This window comes from Aquitalea sp., assembly GCF_030150775.1.
Lineage (GTDB): Bacteria > Pseudomonadota > Gammaproteobacteria > Burkholderiales > Chromobacteriaceae > Aquitalea > Aquitalea denitrificans.
Window position 1 is genome coordinate 22,545 of record NZ_JASLFG010000002.1, and the last position, 21,118, is coordinate 43,662.

At 60.4% G+C, this 21,118-nt stretch carries 21 protein-coding genes; 10 read left to right on the forward strand and 11 right to left on the reverse strand.

Going from position 1 to position 21,118, the window contains the following annotated elements:
• Positions 1 to 62 precede the first annotated feature (62 nt).
• The 9 genes from QVF59_RS00210 (at position 63) to QVF59_RS00250 (ending at position 12,352) form a co-directional block, all read left to right on the forward strand.
• Positions 63 to 1,844 (forward strand): ATP-binding response regulator, encoded by a 1,782-nt coding sequence (locus QVF59_RS00210; protein ID WP_159877093.1) that lies wholly within the window; start codon positions 63 to 65, stop codon positions 1,842 to 1,844.
• Positions 1,845 to 2,018: 174 nt separating this feature from the next.
• Positions 2,019 to 2,624 (forward strand): response regulator transcription factor, encoded by a 606-nt coding sequence (locus QVF59_RS00215; protein ID WP_159877095.1) that lies wholly within the window; start codon positions 2,019 to 2,021, stop codon positions 2,622 to 2,624.
• Positions 2,624 to 4,378 (forward strand): ATP-binding response regulator, encoded by a 1,755-nt coding sequence (locus QVF59_RS00220; RefSeq protein ID WP_287876652.1) that lies wholly within the window; start codon positions 2,624 to 2,626, stop codon positions 4,376 to 4,378. The genes QVF59_RS00215 and QVF59_RS00220 overlap by 1 nt, the downstream gene beginning before the upstream one ends.
• A 157-nt stretch (positions 4,379 to 4,535) precedes the next feature.
• On the forward strand, positions 4,536 to 5,642 hold the full coding sequence (locus QVF59_RS00225; RefSeq protein WP_159877099.1) for an ABC transporter ATP-binding protein: 1,107 nt from the start codon (positions 4,536 to 4,538) through the stop codon (positions 5,640 to 5,642).
• Positions 5,643 to 5,711: 69 nt separating this feature from the next.
• Entirely contained in the window at positions 5,712 to 6,737 is a 1,026-nt protein-coding gene (locus tag QVF59_RS00230) for an ABC transporter substrate-binding protein (protein ID WP_240902457.1), read from the forward strand.
• Positions 6,738 to 6,850: 113 nt separating this feature from the next.
• Positions 6,851 to 8,119, forward strand: coding sequence for an ABC transporter permease (locus QVF59_RS00235; protein ID WP_287876653.1), 1,269 nt, complete (start codon positions 6,851 to 6,853; stop codon positions 8,117 to 8,119).
• Positions 8,120 to 8,145: 26 nt separating this feature from the next.
• Positions 8,146 to 8,964 (forward strand): ABC transporter permease, encoded by an 819-nt coding sequence (locus tag QVF59_RS00240; RefSeq protein ID WP_159877105.1) that lies wholly within the window; start codon positions 8,146 to 8,148, stop codon positions 8,962 to 8,964.
• 192 nt (positions 8,965 to 9,156) lie between these two features.
• Entirely contained in the window at positions 9,157 to 10,707 is a 1,551-nt protein-coding gene (locus QVF59_RS00245; RefSeq protein WP_287876656.1) for a FecR family protein, read from the forward strand.
• A 4-nt stretch (positions 10,708 to 10,711) separates the two neighbouring features.
• Positions 10,712 to 12,352 carry a CHASE2 domain-containing protein gene (locus QVF59_RS00250; RefSeq protein WP_287876658.1) on the forward strand — a complete coding sequence of 547 codons (1,641 nt, stop codon included), beginning with the start codon at positions 10,712 to 10,714 and terminating at the stop codon, positions 12,350 to 12,352.
• Between the two features lie 78 nt (positions 12,353 to 12,430).
• Here the strand turns inward: QVF59_RS00250 and QVF59_RS00255 are convergent, their stop codons facing one another.
• The 4 genes from QVF59_RS00255 to QVF59_RS00270 all read right to left on the reverse strand — a co-directional run bounded on the left by QVF59_RS00255 (position 12,431) and on the right by QVF59_RS00270 (position 14,804).
• Positions 12,431 to 12,775 (reverse strand): 2Fe-2S iron-sulfur cluster-binding protein, encoded by a 345-nt coding sequence (locus QVF59_RS00255; RefSeq protein ID WP_159877111.1) that lies wholly within the window; start codon positions 12,773 to 12,775, stop codon positions 12,431 to 12,433.
• A 2-nt stretch (positions 12,776 to 12,777) separates the two neighbouring features.
• On the reverse strand, positions 12,778 to 13,971 hold the full coding sequence (locus tag QVF59_RS00260; RefSeq protein ID WP_287876660.1) for a molybdopterin molybdotransferase MoeA: 1,194 nt from the start codon (positions 13,969 to 13,971) through the stop codon (positions 12,778 to 12,780).
• Positions 13,958 to 14,467: a molybdopterin-guanine dinucleotide biosynthesis protein B gene (gene mobB / locus QVF59_RS00265; protein WP_287876661.1), complete on the reverse strand. Its 510-nt coding sequence runs from the start codon at positions 14,465 to 14,467 to the stop codon at positions 13,958 to 13,960. The genes QVF59_RS00260 and mobB overlap by 14 nt, the downstream gene beginning before the upstream one ends.
• A gap of 118 nt (positions 14,468 to 14,585) precedes the next feature.
• Entirely contained in the window at positions 14,586 to 14,804 is a 219-nt protein-coding gene (locus tag QVF59_RS00270; RefSeq protein WP_159877117.1) for a hypothetical protein, read from the reverse strand.
• Between QVF59_RS00270 and QVF59_RS00275 the strand changes: the two genes are divergently transcribed.
• On the forward strand, positions 14,803 to 14,967 hold the full coding sequence (locus tag QVF59_RS00275; RefSeq protein WP_159877119.1) for a hypothetical protein: 165 nt from the start codon (positions 14,803 to 14,805) through the stop codon (positions 14,965 to 14,967). The genes QVF59_RS00270 and QVF59_RS00275 overlap by 2 nt on opposite strands.
• Here the strand turns inward: QVF59_RS00275 and QVF59_RS00280 are convergent, their stop codons facing one another.
• From QVF59_RS00280 to lpxB, 7 genes are all read right to left on the reverse strand, one after another.
• Complete coding sequence (locus tag QVF59_RS00280; protein ID WP_287876664.1) at positions 14,968 to 16,095, reverse strand: succinylglutamate desuccinylase/aspartoacylase family protein; 1,128 nt, start codon at positions 16,093 to 16,095, stop codon at positions 14,968 to 14,970.
• Between the two features lie 33 nt (positions 16,096 to 16,128).
• Positions 16,129 to 16,896, reverse strand: coding sequence for an ABC transporter ATP-binding protein (locus QVF59_RS00285; RefSeq protein ID WP_159877123.1), 768 nt, complete (start codon positions 16,894 to 16,896; stop codon positions 16,129 to 16,131).
• Positions 16,897 to 16,919: 23 nt separating this feature from the next.
• Positions 16,920 to 17,633, reverse strand: a complete 714-nt coding sequence (locus tag QVF59_RS00290; RefSeq protein ID WP_287876666.1) for an ABC transporter permease — start codon at positions 17,631 to 17,633, stop codon at positions 16,920 to 16,922.
• Complete coding sequence (locus tag QVF59_RS00295) at positions 17,630 to 18,319, reverse strand: ABC transporter permease (RefSeq protein WP_287876668.1); 690 nt, start codon at positions 18,317 to 18,319, stop codon at positions 17,630 to 17,632. The genes QVF59_RS00290 and QVF59_RS00295 overlap by 4 nt, the downstream gene beginning before the upstream one ends.
• Before the next feature lie 511 nt (positions 18,320 to 18,830).
• A complete protein-coding gene (locus QVF59_RS00300; protein WP_159877129.1) occupies positions 18,831 to 19,331 on the reverse strand; it encodes a DNA-deoxyinosine glycosylase in 501 nt (166 codons plus the stop codon).
• Between the two features lie 10 nt (positions 19,332 to 19,341).
• Complete coding sequence (rnhB, locus tag QVF59_RS00305) at positions 19,342 to 19,935, reverse strand: ribonuclease HII (protein ID WP_287876763.1); 594 nt, start codon at positions 19,933 to 19,935, stop codon at positions 19,342 to 19,344.
• On the reverse strand, positions 19,932 to 21,116 hold the full coding sequence (gene lpxB, locus QVF59_RS00310) for a lipid-A-disaccharide synthase (RefSeq protein WP_287876670.1): 1,185 nt from the start codon (positions 21,114 to 21,116) through the stop codon (positions 19,932 to 19,934). Before lpxB ends, rnhB begins: the two co-directional genes overlap by 4 nt.
• Positions 21,117 to 21,118: the final 2 nt, after the last annotated feature.

The window sequence follows — 21,118 nt, forward strand, 5'->3', positions numbered from 1 at the left end:
CCAAGATCGAAGAGAAAACAAGACAAGCCCGGGTAGCCCGCCTTGTGGCCAGCACATCATTCATGATCAACAATCTGGAAGATTCATCGCAGGAGAAAGTACGGATCGAACAGATCCGACTCCTGCTCAACAATCTGGGCAGCTCCGTGCTGCCCGGCATCCTGGTGGTATTGCTGGTGGCCTATGCCTTGCAGCATGAGGCCGACCCGCTGCGGCTGACCGTGTGGTGCGTGGTGGTCATCGCCTCCAAGCTGATCGACATCATCGATGCCCGCCGCATCCTGTCCCGCGAAATCCTCCCCGCCCGTCTGCCCGCGCTGCGGCGGCGGCTGGTGCTGCTGCACGCCATCGACGGTGCTGCCTGGGGCAGCCTGATGTGGGTGGGTCTGAACCCGGCATCGCCGCCCAGCTGGATTCTGGCCATTGCCGTGCTTTCGGGCGTGGCGGGTAACTCCATGTCCATCCTGTCACCAGTGCTGCCGGTCTTTATCGGCTTCATCACGCTGGAACTGGGCATGATTGCGCTCAAGGCCATGCAGTCGGATGCCGTGGCGCTCAATGCGCTGGGGTTGGCCGCCATCATGTATCTGGCCACCTTGCTGATGCAGGCCCGCAACAGCGCACAGGCCGCCCGTGGGGCCATCGAACTGCGCTTTGAAAACCTGGAGCTGGTCGACCGACTGCGTCAGGCATCGGCCGACTCGCGCCACGCCCAGCAGGAGGCGGAGCAGGCCAATATCGCCAAATCGCGTTTTCTGGCTGCAGCCAGTCACGACCTGCGCCAGCCCATCCACGCCCAGGGCCTGTTTCTGGAGGTGCTGGGCAAAACCGAGCTGACACCCAGACAGCAGGACTTGCTGGCTAATATCCAGAGCGCCACCAATGCCTCGGCGGAAATGCTGCACAGCCTGCTGGACTATTCTCGCGTGGAAGCCGGCGTGATTACGCCACAACGACAGGCCTTTGCCCTGCAAGCACTGCTCAACAAGATGGAAAGGGAACTGGCCCCGCTTGCAAATAGCAAGGGCCTGTTTTACCGCACGCACGACACGGCAGAGCTGGTCCTGTCCGACCCGTCACTGATCGAGCTTATCCTGCGCAATCTCATCAGCAATGCCATCCGCTACACCCAGGAAGGCGGCATCCTGATTGGCTGTCGCCGCCGTGGCAATCAGCTGCAACTGGAAGTCTGGGATAGCGGCATCGGCATCGACCCGCACCACCAGCAGGAAATCTTTGTCGAGTTCCACCAGCTTGGCAATCCCGAACGCGACCGCAAGAAAGGCCTGGGGCTTGGGCTAGCCATCGTGCATGGTCTGGCCCAGTTGCTGCAGCATCCTTTACAACTGCAGTCCCGCCCAGGCCTTGGCAGCGTGTTTCGTCTGAGCCTGCCGCGCGTCGACAGCACCAAGCACGACGCCGTGCCAGCTGCCGCGCCAGCGGCCATTACCCGGCTACTGCCCTGCGCCACCATTCTGCTGGTTGAGGATGATGAAATCGTCCGCAGCAGCATGGTGCTGCTGCTGCAAAGCTGGGGCTGCCAATGCCTGGCCACGGAATCACTGGAAACTGCCCTGCCCTTGCTAAACCACTGCAAGCCGGACTTGCTGATCAGCGACTACCGGCTGCGCGAACAAAAAAGTGGCACCGATGCCATCCGGGCCATCCGGGCGGCACTAGGACAGGATATTCCGGCCCTGCTGCTGACTGGCGACACTGCCCCGGCGCGACTGCGCGAGGCCACCGAGAGCGGGCTGCCGCTGCTGCACAAGCCGGTGCCACCTTCAGTGCTGCACGATACGCTAGGCCAGATGCTAAACCGGCAATCCAGCCATCAGGCGTGAACATTTCCCGGAAAAACAGAGAAAAGCTTTGCTATTCTCTGAAAACAGGACATATTTGCCTTTCAGCCAATTTTCATCCTCTTGACATGACGCGCCCATCAAGGAAACACGGGCGGACGGACGGCCCTGCAGCCCCCGGCACCCTACATCCCAATCAGCGACAGACACCCAAACATGCTTAGCGCCAGACTGCTCCTCATCGACGACCACGCCTTGTTCCGTACCGGCTTGCGCCTGGTGCTGGAAAACAACGACAAGGTTGGCGACATTCTCGAAGCCGGCACCGTAATGGATGCCATCCACCAGTTCGGCAGTACGCCAGTAGACATCATTTTGCTGGACATCCAGCTGCCCGGACTGAACGGGCTGGATGGCGTCAATGTGCTGCAACGCTATTTCCAGTCGGCCCGCATTATCATCCTGTCGGCCAGCCCGGAGCAGGCCGCCGCCACGCCTGGCATTGCCGGCGTGCTGACCAAATCGGCCAGCGTGGCGCAGATCGACGAAGCGCTGGAGCGCTGCCTGCGCGGCGAAGTAATGGATTCCGCCACACCGGCTGCAAGCGGCAATCGCCATTCACAATTGACTCCGCGCCAGCTGGAAGTACTGAGCGAGCTGTGTCTGGGCCGCTCCAACAAGGCCATTGCCAATAGCCTGGGCCTGTCAGAAAACACTGTGCGCGTACATGTGGCCGCCATTCTGGAGCAGTTTGGCGTTTACAGCCGTACCGAGGCGGTACTGGAAGCACAGCGGCGCGGGCTGGTACAGGTGATGCGCTGATGCTGTGGCCACGCTTCGACCCGCCGCGCCTGCTGGCCGCGCAGATGGAGCTGATAGACCATAGCTTTGGCATTGCCATGCTGGGCTGTTTTGTAGCGTCATTGCTGATGGCGATGGGGGTGTATGTCAGCACCGGTAATGTCGACACCATGGGCTGGTCTGCGCTGATGGGTGTGGGCTGCGCTGCCGGTCATTTCGGTCGCTTCCGTATCCGCGACCGGCTGACTGAAGCCCGGGCACCTTACTATGCGCGCTGCATGACACTGCTGCTGGTCTTTCTGGGCAGCATGTGGGGCATAGCCGGCGGCCTGTACATGGACCTCAACTTCCCGCCCACGGCCATCAGCCTGCTGTCGATGATTGCCGGCATGAGCGCGGCGGCACTGGCCATTTTCTCTCCCTGCCTGCCAGTGGCGGTCGGTTTTTTCATCCCGTCCATCCTGCCGGTATGGGGGGTATTCCTGGCCACCGGCAATCTTGCCTATCTGCCGATGTTTCTCGGCGTACCACTGTTTCTGCTGGTACTGCTGATATTTGCCCTGAATTACGCCCGGGTGGCCCGGCGCTCGATCGAACTGCGTTTTGAAAATACCGAGCTGGTAGACCAGCTGCGCGAGCAGACCGGCCGTGCGGCTGAGGCCTTGCACGAGGCAGAAGAAGCCAACCGTGCCAAGCTGGTGTTTCTGGCTTCGGCCAGCCACGATTTGCGCCAGCCCATGCATGCACTGGGGCTGTTTCTGGCCACGCTGAAAACCACCACGCTGAATCCGCGTCAGCAAGAACTGCTGGAACATATCGAGGCATCGGCCTCTGCCGCCTGCGAAATGCTGGACACCCTGCTGGACTTCTCCAAGCTGGAGGCCGGCGTGATCGAGGCCAGGCCACGCCAGGTGGCACTGCAAAGCATTCTGTACAAGCTGGAATGTGAATTCGCGCCGCTGGCCAATGGCAAGAACCTGGTATTCCGGGTGAGGGAATCCGCGGTGCATGTGCATACCGACCCCAGCCTGCTGGAGCTGATCCTGCGCAACCTCATCAGCAATGCCATCAACTATACCCAGAGCGGCGGCATCCTGATTGGCTGTCGGCAGCGAGGCGAGCATTTGCTGATCGAGGTATGGGATAGCGGCATCGGCATTCCGCCGGCCCAGCAGCAAGAGGTGTTCCGCGAATTCCACCAACTGGGCAATCCGGAGCGCGACCGGCGCAAGGGCCTGGGGCTGGGATTGGCCATTGTGCGTGGCCTGGCCCTGACCATGGGCCTGAAGGTGGAGCTGCAATCCCGTCCTGGCCGCGGCTCGGTGTTCCGCCTGCACATGCCGCTGGCCAGTAGCCAGCCGGAGCTGGCCGAAACCGTCGGCAGCACGCCGCGCCAGCTGCCCTTGCAGGCCGTGCCGGTGCTGGTGATTGATGACGATTACGCGGTGCGCTCGGCCATGGAGGCGCTGTTGGGCTGCTGGGGCTGTCACATTCTCACGGTAGAAGGCGGTGCCGAAGCACTGGATTGTCTGGACAGCTTCCAGCCCAGGGTGGTGATTGCCGATTACCGCCTGCGTGGCAACCAGACCGGCCAGCAGGTGCTCAAGCAGATTTGCCAACAGCTGGGCCGCAACATTCCGTCCATTATCATGACCGGCGACACTGCCCCCAACCGTCTGCGCGAGGCCCAGTCCAGCGGCGCGGTATTGCTGCACAAGCCGGTAGATGCTGCCGCACTCTACGGCAGCATCCAGGCTTTGCTGGCAGCTGGCTGATACCGCAATGCAGCAGTCCCTATGCTGACGTCGTGTAGGAATCGCCCTACAAGGCATCAGCAAATTTCCTGACAGCAAAATCCGCCGCTGGCCGATATCCCTGCTGTCATCGGGTTTTTACAATTCAGTCATCACCATTTAAACAACAGGAGTGGTCATGGCTGAAACGAGTGCAAGCGACATCCTGGTCCGCTTCAAGAACGTACAAAAGAGCTACGACGGCGAGACCCTGATCGTCAAGGACCTCAATCTGGATATCCGCAAGGGTGAGTTCCTCACCCTGCTGGGACCGTCCGGCTCCGGCAAGACCACCAGCCTGATGATGCTGGCCGGCTTCGAGACCCCGACTGCCGGTGAAATCATGCTGGGCGAACGTTCGCTCAACCGTGTGCCGCCGCACAAGCGCGACATCGGCATGGTGTTCCAGAACTACGCACTGTTCCCGCACATGACCGTGTCCGAAAACCTGGCCTTCCCGCTGAAGGTGCGCGGCATGGACAAGACCGACGTCACCGAACGGGTGAAGCGCGCGCTGTCCATGGTGCAGCTGGACAAGTTTGCCAACCGCTACCCCGGCCAGATGTCCGGTGGTCAGCAACAGCGTGTTGCCCTGGCCCGCGCCCTGGTGTTCGAACCGCAACTGGTACTGATGGACGAACCGCTGGGTGCTCTCGACAAGCAGCTGCGCGAACACATGCAGATGGAAATCAAGCATCTGCACGAACGTCTGGGCGTGACCGTGGTGTACGTGACCCACGACCAGAGCGAAGCGCTGACCATGTCCGACCGCGTGGCCGTGTTCCACCAGGGTGAAATCCAGCAGATCGACAGCCCGCAAAACCTGTACGAACACCCGCGCAACACCTTTGTGGCCAACTTCATTGGCGAAAACAACCGCCTGCACGGCAAGCTGCTCAGCCGCGATGGCGAGCGCTGTACCGTTGGCCTGGAAAACGGCGAGCGCGTGGAAGCCATGGCCATTCACGATGCCGCCCCTGGCGCACCGGTATCGCTGTCCATCCGCCCGGAGCGCATCAATCTGAACGTGCAGCAGGAGCAGAACCGCTTCTCTGGCCGCGTGCGCGAATTCATCTACCTGGGTGACCACGTGCGTATCCGCCTGGAAGCCTGCGGCAACTCCAGTTTTATCGTCAAACAGCCTATTGCCACCCTGGACCCCAAGCTGTCCGTGGGCGACGTGATTTCCCTGGGCTGGAATGTAGAACACGTAAGAGCGCTCGATCCTGTCGAACTGGCTGAATGAGTGCGTGCGAGTGAGTGCGTGTAGTTGTAGTCCCAAAACAATATGGAGAACTATCAAATGAAGAAATGCATGAAAGCTCTTTCGCTGGCGGTTGTGGCCGCTTGTTGCGCTCAGGCTGCCCAAGCAGCTGACCTGACCGTGATTTCCTTTGGTGGCGCCAACAAGGCCGCCCAGGAAAAGGCCTACTACGCACCGTTCACCAAATCTACCGGCATCAAGGTGGTAGGCGGCGAATACAACGGCGAAATGGCCAAGGTCAAAGCCATGGTCGACACCAAGAGCGTGTCCTGGGATGTCCTGGAAGTGGAATCCCCGGAACTGGCCCGCGGTTGTGACGAAGGCATGTTCGAAAAGCTGGACTACAGCAAGATCGGCAACAAGGCTGACTTCGTACCGGGCGCTGCCCAGTCCTGCGGCGTGGGCATCTTCGTATGGTCTACCGTACTGGCCTACAACGCCGACAAGCTGAAGGTTGGTCCGAGCGGCTGGAAAGATTTCTGGGACGTGAAGAAGTTCCCGGGCAAGCGCGGCATGCGCAAGGGTGCCAAGTACACCCTGGAAGTGGCCCTGATGGCTGACGGCGTAGCGCCGAAAGACGTGTACAAGGTTCTGGCCACCCCGGCTGGTGTTGACCGCGCCTTCAAGAAGCTGGACCAGCTGAAGCCGAACATCCAGTGGTGGGAAGCCGGCGCACAACCGCCGCAATACCTGGTATCCGGCGACGTGGTGATGAGCTCGGCCTACAACGGTCGTATCGCCAACACCCAGAAGGAAGGCAAGAACCTGAAGATCGTATGGACCGGTGGCATGTATGACTTCGACTCCTGGGCCATTCCGAAGGGCTCCCCGAACAAGGACGCTGCGCTGAAGTTCATCGCTTTCGCCAGCAAGCCGGAAAACCAGAAAGTGTACTCGCAGAATATCGCCTACGGCCCGACCAACAAGAAAGCCGTACCGCTGCTGGACAAGAAACTGGTTGCCGACCTGCCGACCGCTCCGCAAAACATCAAGAACGGTGTAGCCGTGGATGTGGCTTTCTGGGCTGACTACGGCGAATCGCTGGAACAACGCTTCAACGCCTGGGCTGCCAAATAAGCAGCTGCAATACGCATGACTGCTGCCGGTGATATCTGCCGGTAGCAGGTCCGCCCCCTCGGGGGTTCATCCCCAGGGGGTTTTCACCCCTTACCTGATCCGGAGCCGGAAGAATGACCGCTTCCTCTGCACCCACCACCGCTGTCGCAGCCACCCAGCCGGAGGCCGGCCGTTCTCTGAAGCAGAAACTGGCCCGCGCCGAGCGCATGAACAAGCTGAAATCACAGCTGCTGATTCTGCCGCTGGTGCTGTTTATCCTGCTGGTGTTTGTCTTGCCCATCACCAGCCTGCTGTTCAAGAGCGTCAACAACCCGGAAGTGGTTGACGCCATGCCGCACACGGTCAAGGCCATCTCCAGCTGGAGCGGCCGTGCCCTGCCGCCCGAAACGGTGTATGCCGCCGCGGCACAAGACATCCAGCAAGCTCACGACGACCAGAAACTGGGCGATCTGGGCAAGCGCCTGAACATGGAAGTAGCCGGCTATCGCAGCCTGCTGAACAAAACTGCCCGCGCCCTGCCGATGGACCCGGCCCCCAAGTCCTACAAGGACGCGCTGACCAATCTGGACGAGCGCTGGGGTGACCCGGCCTACTGGCAGGCCATCCGCCGCAACACCAGCAGCCAGACGCCGTTCTACCTGCTGGCCGCCATGGACCATCGCGTGGATGACCTGGGCGAAATCAGCCGCTCTTCGCCGGACCAGGCCATTTACCTGGAAATTTTCACCCGCACCTTCTGGATGAGCCTGGTGGTGACCGCCATTGCGCTGGCCCTGGCTTACCCGCTGGCCTACCTGCTGGTGAACCTGCCCACCCGCAGCAGCAACCTGCTGATGATTCTGGTACTGCTGCCGTTCTGGACCTCCGTACTGGTACGGGTTGCCGCCTGGATCGTACTGCTGCAATCGGGCGGCCTGATCAACTCCACCATGGAGTGGCTGGGCATCATCGATCACCCGCTGCAACTGGTGTTCAACCGCACCGGCGTCTACATCTCCATGGTGCACATCCTGCTGCCCTTCATGATCCTGCCCATCTACAGCGTGATGAAAGGCATTTCGCCAAGCTACATGAAGGCCGCCATCTCGCTGGGCTGCCACCCGTTTGCCAGCTTCTGGCGCGTGTACTTCCCGCAGACCGTGGCCGGTATCAGTGCCGGTGCCCTGCTGGTGTTCATCCTGTCCATCGGCTACTACATCACCCCGGCCCTGCTGGGTAGCCCGAACGACCAGATGGTGAGCTACTTCGTCGCCTTCTACACCAACACCTCGATCAACTGGGGCATGGCAACCGCACTGGGCGGCCTGCTGCTGGCAGCCACCATGGTCCTGTACATCGTTTACAACTGGCTGGTAGGCGCCAAGAGCCTGCGCCTGGGCTAACCCTCACCCTTCACGGAGACATAACCATGCTGAACCCGACCATGTCGCCCATCGAAAAGGTGTGGCACTACGTTCTGCGCATTACCAGCGGTCTGACCCTGCTGTTCCTGATCCTGCCGGTGCTGGTGATCATTCCGCTGTCCTTCAACGAAGGCTCTTTCCTGGTGTACCCGCTGACCGGCTTCTCCTTCCGCTGGTATCAGGACCTGTTCAGCGCACCGGAGTGGATCCGCTCCTTGCAAAACAGCATGATCGTGGCCCCGGCCGCCACCGTGCTGGCCATGGTGCTGGGCACCCTGGCCTCCATCGGCCTGACCCGTGGCGAATTCCGCGGCAAGGGCATCATCATGTTCCTGCTGATTTCGCCGATGGTGGTGCCGGTGGTGATTGTCGGTGTGGCCAGCTACCTGTTCTTTGCCCCGCTGGGCATGGACAACAGCTACACCACGCTGATCCTGGAACACGCCGCGCTGGGTGTACCGTTTGTCATCATCACGGTGACCGCCACCCTGCAGGGCTATAACCACAATCTGACCCGCGCCGCAGCTAATCTGGGTGCGTCGCCCATCACCACCTTCTTCCGCATCACCCTGCCGCTGATTGCGCCGGGCGTGATTTCGGGTGCGCTGTTTGCTTTTGCCACCTCGTTTGACGAGGTGGTGGTGACCCTGTTCCTGGCCGGCCCGGAACAAGCCACCCTCCCGCGCCAGATGTTCAGCGGCATTCGCGAAAACCTCAGCCCCACCATTGCGGCGGCGGCCACCTTGCTGATCGGCTTCTCCATCCTGCTGCTGTTGACGCTGGAATGGCTGCGCGGCCGCAGCGAGCGCATGCGCACCAGCTGACAACCAGGCATTTCTTCATCTGCTCCGTCCTTTGCAGACATTGGCAGGCCAACCCTTACAGGTTGGCCTGATTTTTATTACAAGAACAAAACAATACAGGCTGACTAACCACGCACTGTTGCATTCTCATGCAAGGGGCTTACCATGCAGATACTCTGCGTTAGTTGCGCCCATTTTTTTGCAAGACTGTCTATGAGAATTATCCCAATTACAGGTGTGATTTTACTTTGCAGCCATGTCCATGCTGCTTCCGGCATCGACAGTGCCAGCTGGGAATATCTGGTCAAGCCGGGTGATTCGCTGTGGACCTTTGCCGACCAGCATTTATCGTCCCCGGCCTATGTGCCGCGCCTGCAAAAGCTAAACCATATTGCCGACCCCTACCGCCTGTCCCACGGCAGCCGCATCAAGGTGCCCTACCTCTGGGTCAAGCAGCAACCTTCCACGGCCCAGATCGAGGAATTCTCCGGTGAAATCAGCGCGCATGACGCCAGTGGCAAATCACTGCCCATCAGCAAAGACATGTGCTACCCCAAGGGTGTGCAATTCCAGACCGGCAACGATGCCATGCTCAGGCTGCGCTTCGCCGACGGCTCCACCCTGCTACTGAATGCCAACACCAACGCACAGCTGCAAAACGAGATCTACTACCCCAGCACCGGCTCGGCCAGAACCGAAATCAGGCTGGACAAGGGCAACGCCGGCAGTTCGGTGATTCCCAACATCCTGATGCCGGGGCGTTACCAGATTCGCACCCCGTCAGCGGTCACCACCGTGCGTGGCACCGAATTCCGCGTGAGTGCGGAAACCATGGACAGCACCGCCACCGAGGTATTGCGCGGCAAGGTCAAGGTCAATGGCAACAAGCAGGGGCAGGTTGATGTACCAGCCGGCTTTGGCAGCCTGACCTCCTCCAGTGCCAGACCCACCCCGCCAGAGGCATTGCCTGCCGCTCCCGACCTGAGCACCCTGCCCTCAACCAGCAGCTTTAATCCGCCGCTGCTGCAATGGCAGGCCGACCAGCTGGCCGTTGCCTATCGGGTAAAGCTGCGCGGCCCGGGCGCGCAAGGACAACAGCTCGTAGAGCGCACGGTAACAGGCCCGCAGCTATATGCCGCGCTACCGGAAAACGGCAATTACCAGCTATCAGCACGCGCCCGCAATGCCCATGGACTAGAAGGCTATGACAGCAGCCGCACCTTCACGCTGAAAGCCTTCCCGCAGCCGCCGCTGCTGCAGGCCAGTGATGGCGTGCAAGAAATCCGCGGCAACACTTTCTCCCTGATCCTGGATGCCAGTCCGGCCCGGCCAGTGCAATGGCAGCTGGCGCGCAGCACCGACTTTGCCAGCATCATCCAGCAACGCACGCTAACCGAAACCGACAGCACCATCGAGCTACCGGACAAGGGCCAGTGGTACTGGCGCGTGGCACGCCTGGATGCCAGCGGCCAAGCCGGCCCCTACAGCGAGACTCAGGCCGTCAACGTGCGCGGACTGTTCGCCACACTCAGGCACTCGGTGCCATCGCTGCTGGCACGACGCTATCCGGTCAACGCCGCCAGTTATACGCTGACCTTATCCGATCAGGCCGACATGAAAACTGTCCGTTACCGCAACAGCAGATCCCTGCCGGCATGGCCGCTGGCACAGCTGCCACACGGCAAGTATTTTGCCCGGCTGGAAGTAAGCGGTGACCATGGCTACCAGGCGGTGGAAACCGTCGAAGAAATCCATCTCCGGTAAGTCCATGCCTGCAGACACATCCAGATCCGCATCGGGCAAATCCAGGCTACGGCAACTGCTGCCCTTGCTTGCCGGCCTTATCGGCGCACTGCTGGTACTGGCTGCGCCCCTGCAACGGCTGGATAACTGGCTTTACGATGCAGCACTGAGCTGGCATACGCTGGACAAATCAGCGGACGACCCCATCCTCATCGAGGTGGACAATCGCAGCCTGGCGGAAATGGGCAGTTGGCCTTGGCCACGTGAACTACATGCCCGGTTGCTGGATCAGCTGCAATCCGCCCGCGCTGTCGGCCTGGATATTGCCCTGGCCGAGAGCACGCTGGCCAGCAGCAAGCCAGATCAGGCACTGGCTGCCGCCATGCAGCGCAACGGCAAAGTCGTCAGCCCGGTGTTTCCGGAAAGCAACGCCAAGGGGCTGACGGAAACCCGGCCGCTGCCGCTGTTCGAGGCGGCATCCAACCGGCTGGGCCATACCGATTTCGAACGCGATACCGATGGCGTGGTCCGCCGCACCTATCTGCGGGCAGGACTGGGCAGCCCGGACCACCCGGGCTTTGCGCGCGCGGTTCTGGATGTAGCACAGGGCAAACCGGCCGCGCCAGCAGCACATGCCTTTCATGGTCGCGATGAGCCCTGGGTTCGCGCCGACGAAGTCATGGTGCCATTTGCTGGCGGCAACCTGCCCTTCGAGCGCCTGTCCTACATCGACGCCTTATCCGGCGTCGGCAAGGATTACTTCCGCAACCGCATCGTGCTGATTGGCGTGACTGCCGCCGGTCTTGGCGACATGCACGGCACGCCGGTATCAGACAATGCAGCAGGCATGCCCGGTGTTGTCATCAATGCCTACCTGCTGCGCGGCCTGCAAGATGGCACGCTGATCCATCCGCTCAGCCTGCCAGCCCAGGCCTTGCTCACCCTGCTGCTGATCGTGCTGCTGGACTACAGCCTTGCCCCGCGCGGCCAGCAACGCAATGCACTGCTGATCTATACAGCAGCGGCCTTGCTTGTCGGGATGGGCAGCCTGTTGCTGCTTGAACTGGGGCATCTCTGGTTTGCCCCCATCAGTAGCATGCTGCTGGTGCTGCTATGCGGTTTCGCCCGCTTCATCTCACGCCAGGCCAGTCTGCAAACGCTGGCCACCACGGATGGGCTTACCCAATTAGCCAATCGCCGGCATTTTGACGAGGTTTTCATTCCGGCCATCGAACGCCAGCGCAATACCCGGCAGCCGCTGGCTTTCGTGCTGCTGGATATTGATCACTTCAAGCTTTACAACGACCAGTACGGTCACTATGCCGGCGATGTCATTCTCAAGCGGGTTGCCCATGTGCTGCGCGAGTCCTTCAGCCGCAAAGGAGTATTACCGGCCAGACTGGGGGGTGAGGAGTTTGGCGTACTGATGCCAGGCACCAGCATGCAGGATGCCGTGGATGCCGCCGAGGTATTCCGCCAGCGACTGGAAGATCTGGACCTGCCGCACGATGGCAGCCCCCTGCTCAAGGTAACCTGTAGCATAGGCGTGGCTGCCCGCATTCCGCAGCCGGACGATACCGCCCAGCGTATTTATGAAGAAGCCGACGGCGCGCTATACATTGCCAAGCGCTCCGGGCGCAATGTAGTCAGCCCGGCATCCAGTTGAGCTGGGGCCCCGGCGCACAAGCAAAAAGCCACAACTTCGGTTGTGGCTTTTGCATTGCAGCCGTTGGTCGATGGCCGCTCAGTCCTGCGGGCACACCACCAGCCAGTCGTATTCGCCCACCGGCACATGGCAGGCCAGCCGCCAGCCGGTGGAAATATCCGGCCAGCGTTCTGCTCCCGCCAGGCCTGCGTCAATCAGACCGGCCCGCAACAGCACATTGCGCTCTTTGCGAGCTGGCATCACCACTTGCTCAGGACCGGCATGACGGATGCGCACCTTGCAGGTGCCGCATGTCCCCTGCCCACAACGCCAATGCAGAGGAACATCAGCCAGTCTGGCCACATCCAGCAGCAAGTCGCCGGCACTGGCTTCCACCTCGGCCAGCAGTTGCTCATTACCATCGACAAAACGCAGTAGCGGCATATTTACACCGCGATGGACAACAAGGCCAGCATGTCACCCGGCACCACCTGCTGCCCCGGAGCCAGGCGCACCAGACCATCCGCCCAGGCGCAGGAGGTAAGCACACCGGAGCCCTGATTGGGATAGCGTTGCAACTGCCACTGGCCATCCTGCTGCACCAGTTTCACCCGTAGAAACTCTTCCCGGCGCGCATCCGGACGCTCCCAAGCAAAGCCCGCCGGGTATCGTGCCGGAGCGGTGTCGGTCTCGGTCAGCAAGCCGGCACAGCGCTGCAGATAGGGCTTGACCAATACCTGATAGGTGACAAAGCCGGAAACCGGGTTGCCCGGCAAACCGATGAAGCCAGCCTGGCCCACCTTGCCGCTGGCCAGCGGCTTACCCGGCTTGATGGCAATTTTCCACAGATCCAGGCTGCCTTCGGCCTCCACCGCCGCCTTGACGTGGTCTTCCTCGCCCACCGATACGCCGCCGCAAGTCATGATCACATCGGCCAGCGCCGCCGCATCCTGCAGGATTTCACGGGTACGGCTGAGCGAATCCGGCACGATGCCCAGATCAGTCACTTCACACCCCAGACGCATCAGCTCCGGCACCAGCCAGTAACGGTTGGAATTGTAGATATGGCCCGGTACCAGCGGCTGGCCAGGCTCGGTCAGTTCGTCACCGGTAAAGAATACGGCCACGCGCAAGGGCCGGTAAACCGTCAGCACCGGCACGCCGATAGAAGCAGCCAAACCCAGATCAGCCGTAGTCAGCATTTTCCCGGCAGCCAGCACGGTAGCACCCTGGCAGATATCCTCGCCAGCCCGGCGGATGTTTTGCCCCGGCTTCACCGGCTGGGTAAACGTCACCTGGCCATCGTCCTGTACCTCGGCCTGCTCCTGCATCACTACCGCATCAGCACCGGCAGGAATGGGCGCACCGGTAAAGATGCGCGCCACCGTGCCAGCTTGCAAAGGCTGCGGCTGGCAGCCCGCCGGAATGCGCTGCGATACCGGCAGCGGGCCGATGCCATCGGCACTGCTCAGCGCATAGCCGTCCATGGCGCTATTGTCCTGCGGCGGCACATCGACGGTAGCCAGCACCGGCTCGGCCAGGATACGGCCCAGCGCTTGCAGCAGGGGAAGGCTTTCAGTGGTGCGGACAACCTGGGCGCGCTGCAATAGCCAGTCGCGTGCTTGATCAACGGTGAGCATCGTGTTGGGTTTCCAGAAGGGCAAGAATGAAACGGGCCACGCCGACGGCATCATCACGCCGGAAGCGGGGTAAATCGACAGGGATATCGGCATCACTGATCAGCGCCAGCACGGCGGGGTCATGCAGGCACAACGGCGCATGTCCCAGTGCCGGATCATAGACCTCCAGCCGGGGATGGGATTCGTGCTTGAAGCCTTCGGCCAGCACCAGGTCACAAGGCCGCAAGGCCGCCACATGGGTTGCCAGCGGGGCATCGTTGCCTTGCGGCATGGTTTCCACCAGCAGGCGGCGGCGTGCACCGGCCAGCAGCACCTGACGCGCTCCAGCCTCGCGGTGTCGCCAGCTGTCCTTGCCAGGCTGATCCCAATCGACATCGTGATGGGTATGCTTGATCACGGCAACATCGACACCGGCCGCACACAACAAGGGAATGACCTTTTCCAGTAAGGTGGTCTTGCCACTGCCGGAATAGCCAGCAACGCCCAGGACATACATGATGACAACATCCAATAAAAAGGGGTTGGCCGGCATCATAACATGCAGGCCAACCCCGTTCTTCCATCTGACGAACTAGTCCTGCCAAGCGTATTGCCTGACGTTTCTGCCTGGCGGCTCAGGCAACTGCCCGGGCCAATGGCACGGGCTGACCTTCAACCTGTTCGAATCGTTTCCAGTCCACAATCATCACCTGACTCAGGCCGCAATCCATCGCCAGCTGGGCTTCTATTTCCTCCAGCACCTGATGACAATGAATACTGCCATTGATGGCAACCTCGGCACGACGCATGACAGTGTCGTCAGGCGTGACAAACCAGATGCAATACCGACTCATGCTTTCCCTCCTCTCCTGCGGGATGCTCAACACTATCAATATCAGTGCAAGCGGCATGAAACTTCAAGTTTTCAGGAATGCCAACCCGGCTCTGCCATGCCTTGGGACGGAAAAGGCGACAGATCAGGCTCCTGCTCTTGCCATCTTCCCGCTGGAAGTCTAATCAGGCACCCAGCAGGTTTTTCTTGCCCAAGGGTGCCGCACCGGCAATCTTGGCGACGGTACTGCCACGCGTAACATAGGGATGGCGGGCAAACACATAGAACACGCCATCTGTTCCGGCGCGCAAGGTGGTAGCCGTACCAGCAATCGGATCAATCACATCGGCAATGGCATCTCCGGCATGAACCACGCTGCCCAGTTCGGCCAGCATCACGATAACGCCGGCATGCGGTGCAATCAGCGTTTCCGAGCCGTGCAGCGGCGTGGCCGGGTGCGGCAGCGCCGGCACTGCCACCGGCGGCGCGCAAATCACGCCACACGCAGTCAGATAATGCAGGATGGCCTGGCTATCCTGTCCTGCCAACGTGTAGTTGACATCCCCCTCGCCACGCAGCTCCACGGTAACGGCCACACTATCGAATGGCACCGGGAATTGCGGCAATGCCGCGCGGATTTTGGCCCAGGGCAGGAAGATGGCCTCATCAAAAGGCATGACCCCATATTCATCTGCCAGCAGCGAGGCGCCACATTGCAGATGTGCCGCCAGCGGCTCCACCAGCGGCCAGTGTTCGCTATGCGCGTAAATATGGACCGGCCCGGCAAAATCACAGTGCAGATCCAGCACCAGGTCCGCATCCAGCGCCAGCAGATGCAGGGTCTGGCGCAGGCTTTGCAGCTCGCTGCTGACGGCCTGACCGGCAATGGCAGTGCGCAAGGCCTGCCGGATGATGCTGCGGTTGGCATCGATATCCGGCGTCAGTTGCTGCGCCAGCTGCGGGATGATCTGTGCCGAGGGCTCGCTATAGAGCCGGTTGAAGTTTTCACCGGTTTCCAGATCAAAACGGCCCTGCGGCTGATAGTGCAGCTGCTGGGCAAGACCAATGGGATTAGCCACCGGCACCAGCACGATTTCCGCCTGCAGCAGGCCGCGCGCTTCCAGATCGGCCAACTGCTGACGCAGCAGGTGGGCCACCAGCATGCCGGGAATCTCCCCCGCATGCAGGCTGGCCTGGATATACACCTTGCGCGGCCACCCACCGCTGCCTGCCGCCGGGCCAAAATGAAAACTGGTAATGCTGCGCTGGGTGCCCAGGCTGGGCGACAGTAGCGGGTGGATTTCCGTACGCATGAATGACTCCTGATGATTGGGATACGGGCAGTGTTACTTCAGGCTGCCAGACAAAAACTGCTGCAGACGCTCGCTTTTGGGCTGACTGAGCACCGTAGCCGGGTGCCCTTCTTCCTCGATCCGGCCCTGATGCAGAAAGATGACATGGTTGGACACATTGCGGGCAAAGCCCATTTCATGGGTCACCACCACCATGGTGCGGCCCTCCTCGGCCAGTGCCTGCATCACGCGCAATACCTCGCCGACCAGTTCCGGGTCCAGCGCCGAAGTGGGCTCGTCAAACAGCATCACTTCCGGCTCCATCGCCAGCGCCCGGGCAATGGCTACCCGTTGCTGCTGGCCGCCGGACAGGTGGGATGGGTACTTGTTTTCCTGCTGTTCAGTCAGCCCTACCTTGGTCAGGTATTTGCGTGCGCGCTGCAAGGCTTCGTCGCGGGACAGCCCCAGCACATGCATGGGCGCTTCGATAATGTTTTCCAGCACCGTCATGTGCGACCACAGATTGAAATGCTGGAACACCATGGACAGCTCGGTGCGCATTTTCTGCAATTGTTTCGGATCACGCGGACGCTGGCTACCTTTTTTGTCCAGCTCGGTCTGCAGCACTTCGCCGTTCAGGCTGATTTCCCCGGCGCAGGGCTGTTCCAGAAAATTGATGCAGCGCAGAAAGGTGCTCTTGCCCGAACCGGACGAGCCGATGATGCTGATCACATCGCCGGCCTTGGCCTTGAGCGACACCCCCTTCAGCACTTCATGCTGGCCATATTTTTTATGCAGATCATTCACAGTCAGTTTGTACATGACAACTCTCCAGACTCCGGAAATCAGTGGCCCATCGGGCGCAAAAAGGCTAACCAGCGGTTTTCACACTGACGGAACAGCCATACCAGTCCAAAAGCAATGCAGGCATACAGCACAGCGGCGATGCCAAAGGCTTCGAACGATGCGTAGGTAGCCGCATTGACATCGCGCGCCACCTTGAGGATGTCCGGCACGGTGGCGGTAAAGGCCACGGTGGTGGCATGCAGCATCAGGATGACTTCATTGCTGTAGTAAGGCAGCGCCCGGCGCAACATGGCGGGGATGATGATGCGGGTGTATTTGACCCAGGGCGACATGCCCAGTGCGCTCGCCGCCTCGATCTCGCCATAGGGAATGGCACGAATGGCACCGGCAAAGATTTCGGTGGTGTAGGCACAGGTATTCAGCGCAAAAGCCAGGATGGTGCAGTTGATGCCTTCTCGGAAAAAATGCTCCAGCAATTCCACCGAACGCACCACGTGCAGGCTGTAAATGCCGGAATAAAAGATCAGCAACTGGATATACAAGGGCGTGCCACGGAATACATAGGTATAGAACCAGACCGGCCCGCGAATCCAGCGCCGCGACGATACCCGCGCAACCGCCAGCGGAATCGACAGGCAAAAACCACATAGCACTGAGGCGATCAGCAGCCACAAGGTCATCGCCACGCCGGACAGGTGATAGCCGTCATTCCACAGCCAGGCCTGCCAGTAAGTCTGGATGATATCGATCATAGAACCGCCTTTCGCACGCCGGCCGAATAATAATTTTCCAGCCAGAGCAGTACCAGATTGGACACCGTGGTGATCAGCAGATACATCAGCGCGCCCACCACCGCAAACAGGAACATCTGCATGGTGGCCTTGCCCGCGTCCTGGGTGGCCTTGACGATATCAGCCAACCCGATGATGGATACCAGCGCGGTGGCCTTGACCAGCACCTGCCAGTTATTGGCGATGCCTGGCAGGGCAAAGCGCATCATTTGCGGAAACAGCACGCGGCGAAAGCTCTGCCACGGCGTCATGCCATAGGCGATGGCGGCTTCGATCTGCCCGGCTGGCACCGACAGAAAGGCACCACGGAAGGTTTCGGTAAAGTAGGCACCATAAATGAAAGCCAGGGTCACCACGCCGGCCAGAAAAGGATCGATATCGATCTGCGCCATGCCCAGCGCCTCGGTGCACTGGTTCAGGCCCAGTTGCAAGCTGTAGAACAGCAGCAGCATCAGCACCAGATCAGGCACGCTGCGGATCAGCGTGGTATAGGCCGTGGCCCAGCCGCGCAGCAATCTGGCTTTGGACAGCCTGGAGCTGGCACCGGCCAGACCGATCAGCATGGACAACAGCAGGGAAAGTAGTGACAGCTTCAAGGTCACCCAGCTGCCCGCCAGAATGAGCGGGCCAAATCCGGATAGGAACATGGCTACCCCCTGCTAAGCAGATGAACGGGGCGGAACAGGCAGGCAGCCGCCGGACCGATAGACGGTGGCCAGCAGCAAGGGCGACGATGCGCCCGGGGGGAGGAATACAGCTTCATGACAGTTCTCCTTGGCAGAGCAAACCGACATGGCGGCGGCCTGGACTGGCCGCTACCCACCATATCGACAGCAGGAAGGCCACCTGTACCGGTGACTCATCTGTCACGATGCTAATCAAGCCTTATTGTATATACAATAAGTTTTCATGTGCAGGTGCAGCACGCCGCACTGATTACATGGCTACACCGTTGCTGAAAAATAGTTAGCTCTTCCAAAAAAACACCAAACATAACTTACTGTATTTATTGAAATAAATTACAAACCAGGACAATGCAAACAATAACCAGCAGTATGGATAATAAAAAATCCCTACCCAAAACCATTCTTATTTGTATATGCATTTAAGCGAATAACACCCGAAACAAGACAGCAAAAACCCCACAAAGTGACACCATCAGCGCAACAGATCAGCCAGTTTCAGCCACTGCGTCAGCTTGCTGGCATAGGCCATGGTATGGGCGGGGCTGGAGGATGGCAGATCGATCAACTGCAGCTGGCCGGCAAGGCCAGCCAACTGACGGCGGCCAATACCAGCTGCCGTTGCGCCATTGAAGGCAATTCCACGCAGGCCGGGCAAGGTGCTACACAAGGCGGTCAGGTCATTGGCGCTGGCTGCACGGATATCGGTATCCAGGCTGCCCTTGCGACGGGCTTCCGCCACTACATCCCACAGACCCACACCATGTAACTGCATGGCAGAAAGACGCTGAGCATAGGGCAAGGTGGCCAGATCCTGCCCGGTCACTGCGCCCAGTAAACGCCAGAACTGATTGCGCGGATGGGCGTAATACTGCGCCGCCTGCAAGGAAGCATCTCCGGGCAGGGAGCCCAGAATCAGCAGACGGGTGTGTACATCTACAACCGGGGGAAAGCAGGATTTGGCAGTATCAGACATGCCGGGCCGTCTAAAACAGCTGCCCTTGCTGGCGGGCAATCCAGGCCTTGACCGGTCCGAAGGATTTGCGGTGCTCGGCCAGCGCGCCATGCTGCTCCAGCGCGGCCAGGTGTTCGGCGGTGGGATAGCCCTTGTGGCGGGCAAAGCCGTACTGCGGATGCAGAGCATCCAGCGCAATCAGTTCGGCATCCCTGGCCGTCTTGGCCAGGATGGATGCAGCCGAAATGGCCTGCACCTTGGCATCGCCTTTAACGATGGCTTCAGACGGCAGGCTGATCTGCTTGGGCACACGATTGCCATCAATCAGCACCCTGCCCGGCTGCACGGCCAGGCCGGCCACTGCCCGGCTCATGGCCAGCATGGTGGCCTGCAGAATATTGAGCTTGTCGATTTCCTCAACACTGGCACTGGCAATGCACCAAGCCAGCGCATCACGTTTGATCAGCACGGCCAGCGCGTCACGACGTGCTTCGCTCAACACCTTGGAATCGGCCAGACCGTCAATCGGCTGCGCCGGATCCAGAATGACTGCGGCGGCAAACACCGCCCCCGCCAACGGTCCGCGCCCGGCTTCATCCACACCGGCAATCAGGATGTCGCTCATGCCGGCTGCAGCTGACATCCCGCCTCCTGCAACACCGCCGTGGCGGCCAGCTCTGCCGTATCGGCCAGCAAGGACTGATGCAGCTCAGTGAAGGCCTGCATCATTTCAACACGAGCGTCCTTGTCTTCGTACAAGCGCTTGACCTCGGCGGCCAGCTTGATGGCAGTCGCGTCCTTTTGCAGCAGCTCCGGCACCACAAAGCGACCACACAGGATATTGGGCAGCCCCACGTAAGGCAGCTTGATCTTGCGCTTCACCAATTGATAAGTCAGCCAGGACAGCTTGTAGCTGATCACCATCGGCCGCTTGGTCAACGCCACTTCCAGCGTGGCGGTGCCGCTGGTCACCAGCACTACATCGCTGGCAATCATTGCCATCTGCGCATGGCCGAACAGCTTGCGCAGCGGCAGATCCCAAGCCTTGTGCCGGGTTAGCATGCGGTCGAACAGATCCATGGTGGCGCGCGTGGCCAGCGGCACCAGGAAGGTGGCATCCGGATAGTCGCGCAACAGCATGCGGGCGGCCTCGATATACAGCGGGGCCATGAACTCCAGCTCGCTCTTGCGACTGCCCGGCATCAGGGTGAAGACCGGTCCCTGGCGCGGCAGGCCCAGTTGCTCACGCATGGCAAACTGGTCAGGCACCATGGGGATTTCATTGGCCAGAGGATGGCCGACAAAGTCGGCCTTGACCTTGGCCTGCTGATACAGGGCCGGCTCCATCGGAAACAGGCACAGCACGCGGTTGGCTGCTTTGCCTATCTTGTAGATACGCTCCAGCCGCCAGGCCCACACCGAAGGGCTGACGTAGTGGATAGTAGCCAGGCCGCTTTTTTTCAGCGCAGCTTCCAGCGCCAGATTGAAATCCGGTGCATCCACACCAATGAAAACATCGGGTTTTTCTGCCTTCAGCCGCTCGCGCAGCGTCCGGCGGATGCGCAGCAGCTCTGGCAGACAGCGCAACACCTCGGCATAGCCACGCACGGCCAGTTTTTCCTGCGGCACCATGGAAGAAAAACCACGTGCTTCCATACGCGGGCCACCGATACCGGCAAATTCGATATCGGCATGGCGTGCCTGCAGGGCTTCCATCAGGTGAGCGGCCAAGAGGTCGCCGGAGGCTTCTCCGGCCACCATGGCCACCTTGAGCGCGCCTTGGCGCTTGAACAAGGGTTCAGACATGA

Excerpts from the sequence above, each read along its gene's own strand:
- QVF59_RS00215 (WP_159877095.1), top strand. The coding sequence starts at position 2,019 with ATGCTTAGCGCCAGACTGCTCCTCATCGACGACCACGCCTTGTTCCGT.
- QVF59_RS00245 (WP_287876656.1), top strand. The coding sequence starts at position 9,157 with ATGAGAATTATCCCAATTACAGGTGTGATTTTACTTTGCAGCCATGTC.
- QVF59_RS00275 (WP_159877119.1), top strand. The coding sequence starts at position 14,803 with ATGCTTTCCCTCCTCTCCTGCGGGATGCTCAACACTATCAATATCAGT.
- QVF59_RS00260 (WP_287876660.1), bottom strand. The coding sequence starts at position 13,971 with ATGCTCACCGTTGATCAAGCACGCGACTGGCTATTGCAGCGCGCCCAG.
- QVF59_RS00280 (WP_287876664.1), bottom strand. The coding sequence starts at position 16,095 with ATGCGTACGGAAATCCACCCGCTACTGTCGCCCAGCCTGGGCACCCAG.
- QVF59_RS00220 (WP_287876652.1), top strand. The coding sequence starts at position 2,624 with ATGCTGTGGCCACGCTTCGACCCGCCGCGCCTGCTGGCCGCGCAGATG.
- QVF59_RS00255 (WP_159877111.1), bottom strand. The coding sequence starts at position 12,775 with ATGCCGCTACTGCGTTTTGTCGATGGTAATGAGCAACTGCTGGCCGAG.
- QVF59_RS00230 (WP_240902457.1), top strand. The coding sequence starts at position 5,712 with ATGAAAGCTCTTTCGCTGGCGGTTGTGGCCGCTTGTTGCGCTCAGGCT.
- QVF59_RS00295 (WP_287876668.1), bottom strand. The coding sequence starts at position 18,319 with ATGTTCCTATCCGGATTTGGCCCGCTCATTCTGGCGGGCAGCTGGGTG.
- lpxB (WP_287876670.1), bottom strand. The coding sequence starts at position 21,116 with ATGTCTGAACCCTTGTTCAAGCGCCAAGGCGCGCTCAAGGTGGCCATG.
- QVF59_RS00225 (WP_159877099.1), top strand. The coding sequence starts at position 4,536 with ATGGCTGAAACGAGTGCAAGCGACATCCTGGTCCGCTTCAAGAACGTA.
- QVF59_RS00290 (WP_287876666.1), bottom strand. The coding sequence starts at position 17,633 with ATGATCGATATCATCCAGACTTACTGGCAGGCCTGGCTGTGGAATGAC.
- QVF59_RS00235 (WP_287876653.1), top strand. The coding sequence starts at position 6,851 with ATGACCGCTTCCTCTGCACCCACCACCGCTGTCGCAGCCACCCAGCCG.
- QVF59_RS00270 (WP_159877117.1), bottom strand. The coding sequence starts at position 14,804 with ATGAGTCGGTATTGCATCTGGTTTGTCACGCCTGACGACACTGTCATG.
- QVF59_RS00240 (WP_159877105.1), top strand. The coding sequence starts at position 8,146 with ATGCTGAACCCGACCATGTCGCCCATCGAAAAGGTGTGGCACTACGTT.
- QVF59_RS00210 (WP_159877093.1), top strand. The coding sequence starts at position 63 with ATGATCAACAATCTGGAAGATTCATCGCAGGAGAAAGTACGGATCGAA.
- QVF59_RS00250 (WP_287876658.1), top strand. The coding sequence starts at position 10,712 with ATGCCTGCAGACACATCCAGATCCGCATCGGGCAAATCCAGGCTACGG.
- QVF59_RS00285 (WP_159877123.1), bottom strand. The coding sequence starts at position 16,896 with ATGTACAAACTGACTGTGAATGATCTGCATAAAAAATATGGCCAGCAT.
- rnhB (WP_287876763.1), bottom strand. The coding sequence starts at position 19,935 with ATGAGCGACATCCTGATTGCCGGTGTGGATGAAGCCGGGCGCGGACCG.
- mobB (WP_287876661.1), bottom strand. The coding sequence starts at position 14,467 with ATGTATGTCCTGGGCGTTGCTGGCTATTCCGGCAGTGGCAAGACCACC.
- QVF59_RS00300 (WP_159877129.1), bottom strand. The coding sequence starts at position 19,331 with ATGTCTGATACTGCCAAATCCTGCTTTCCCCCGGTTGTAGATGTACAC.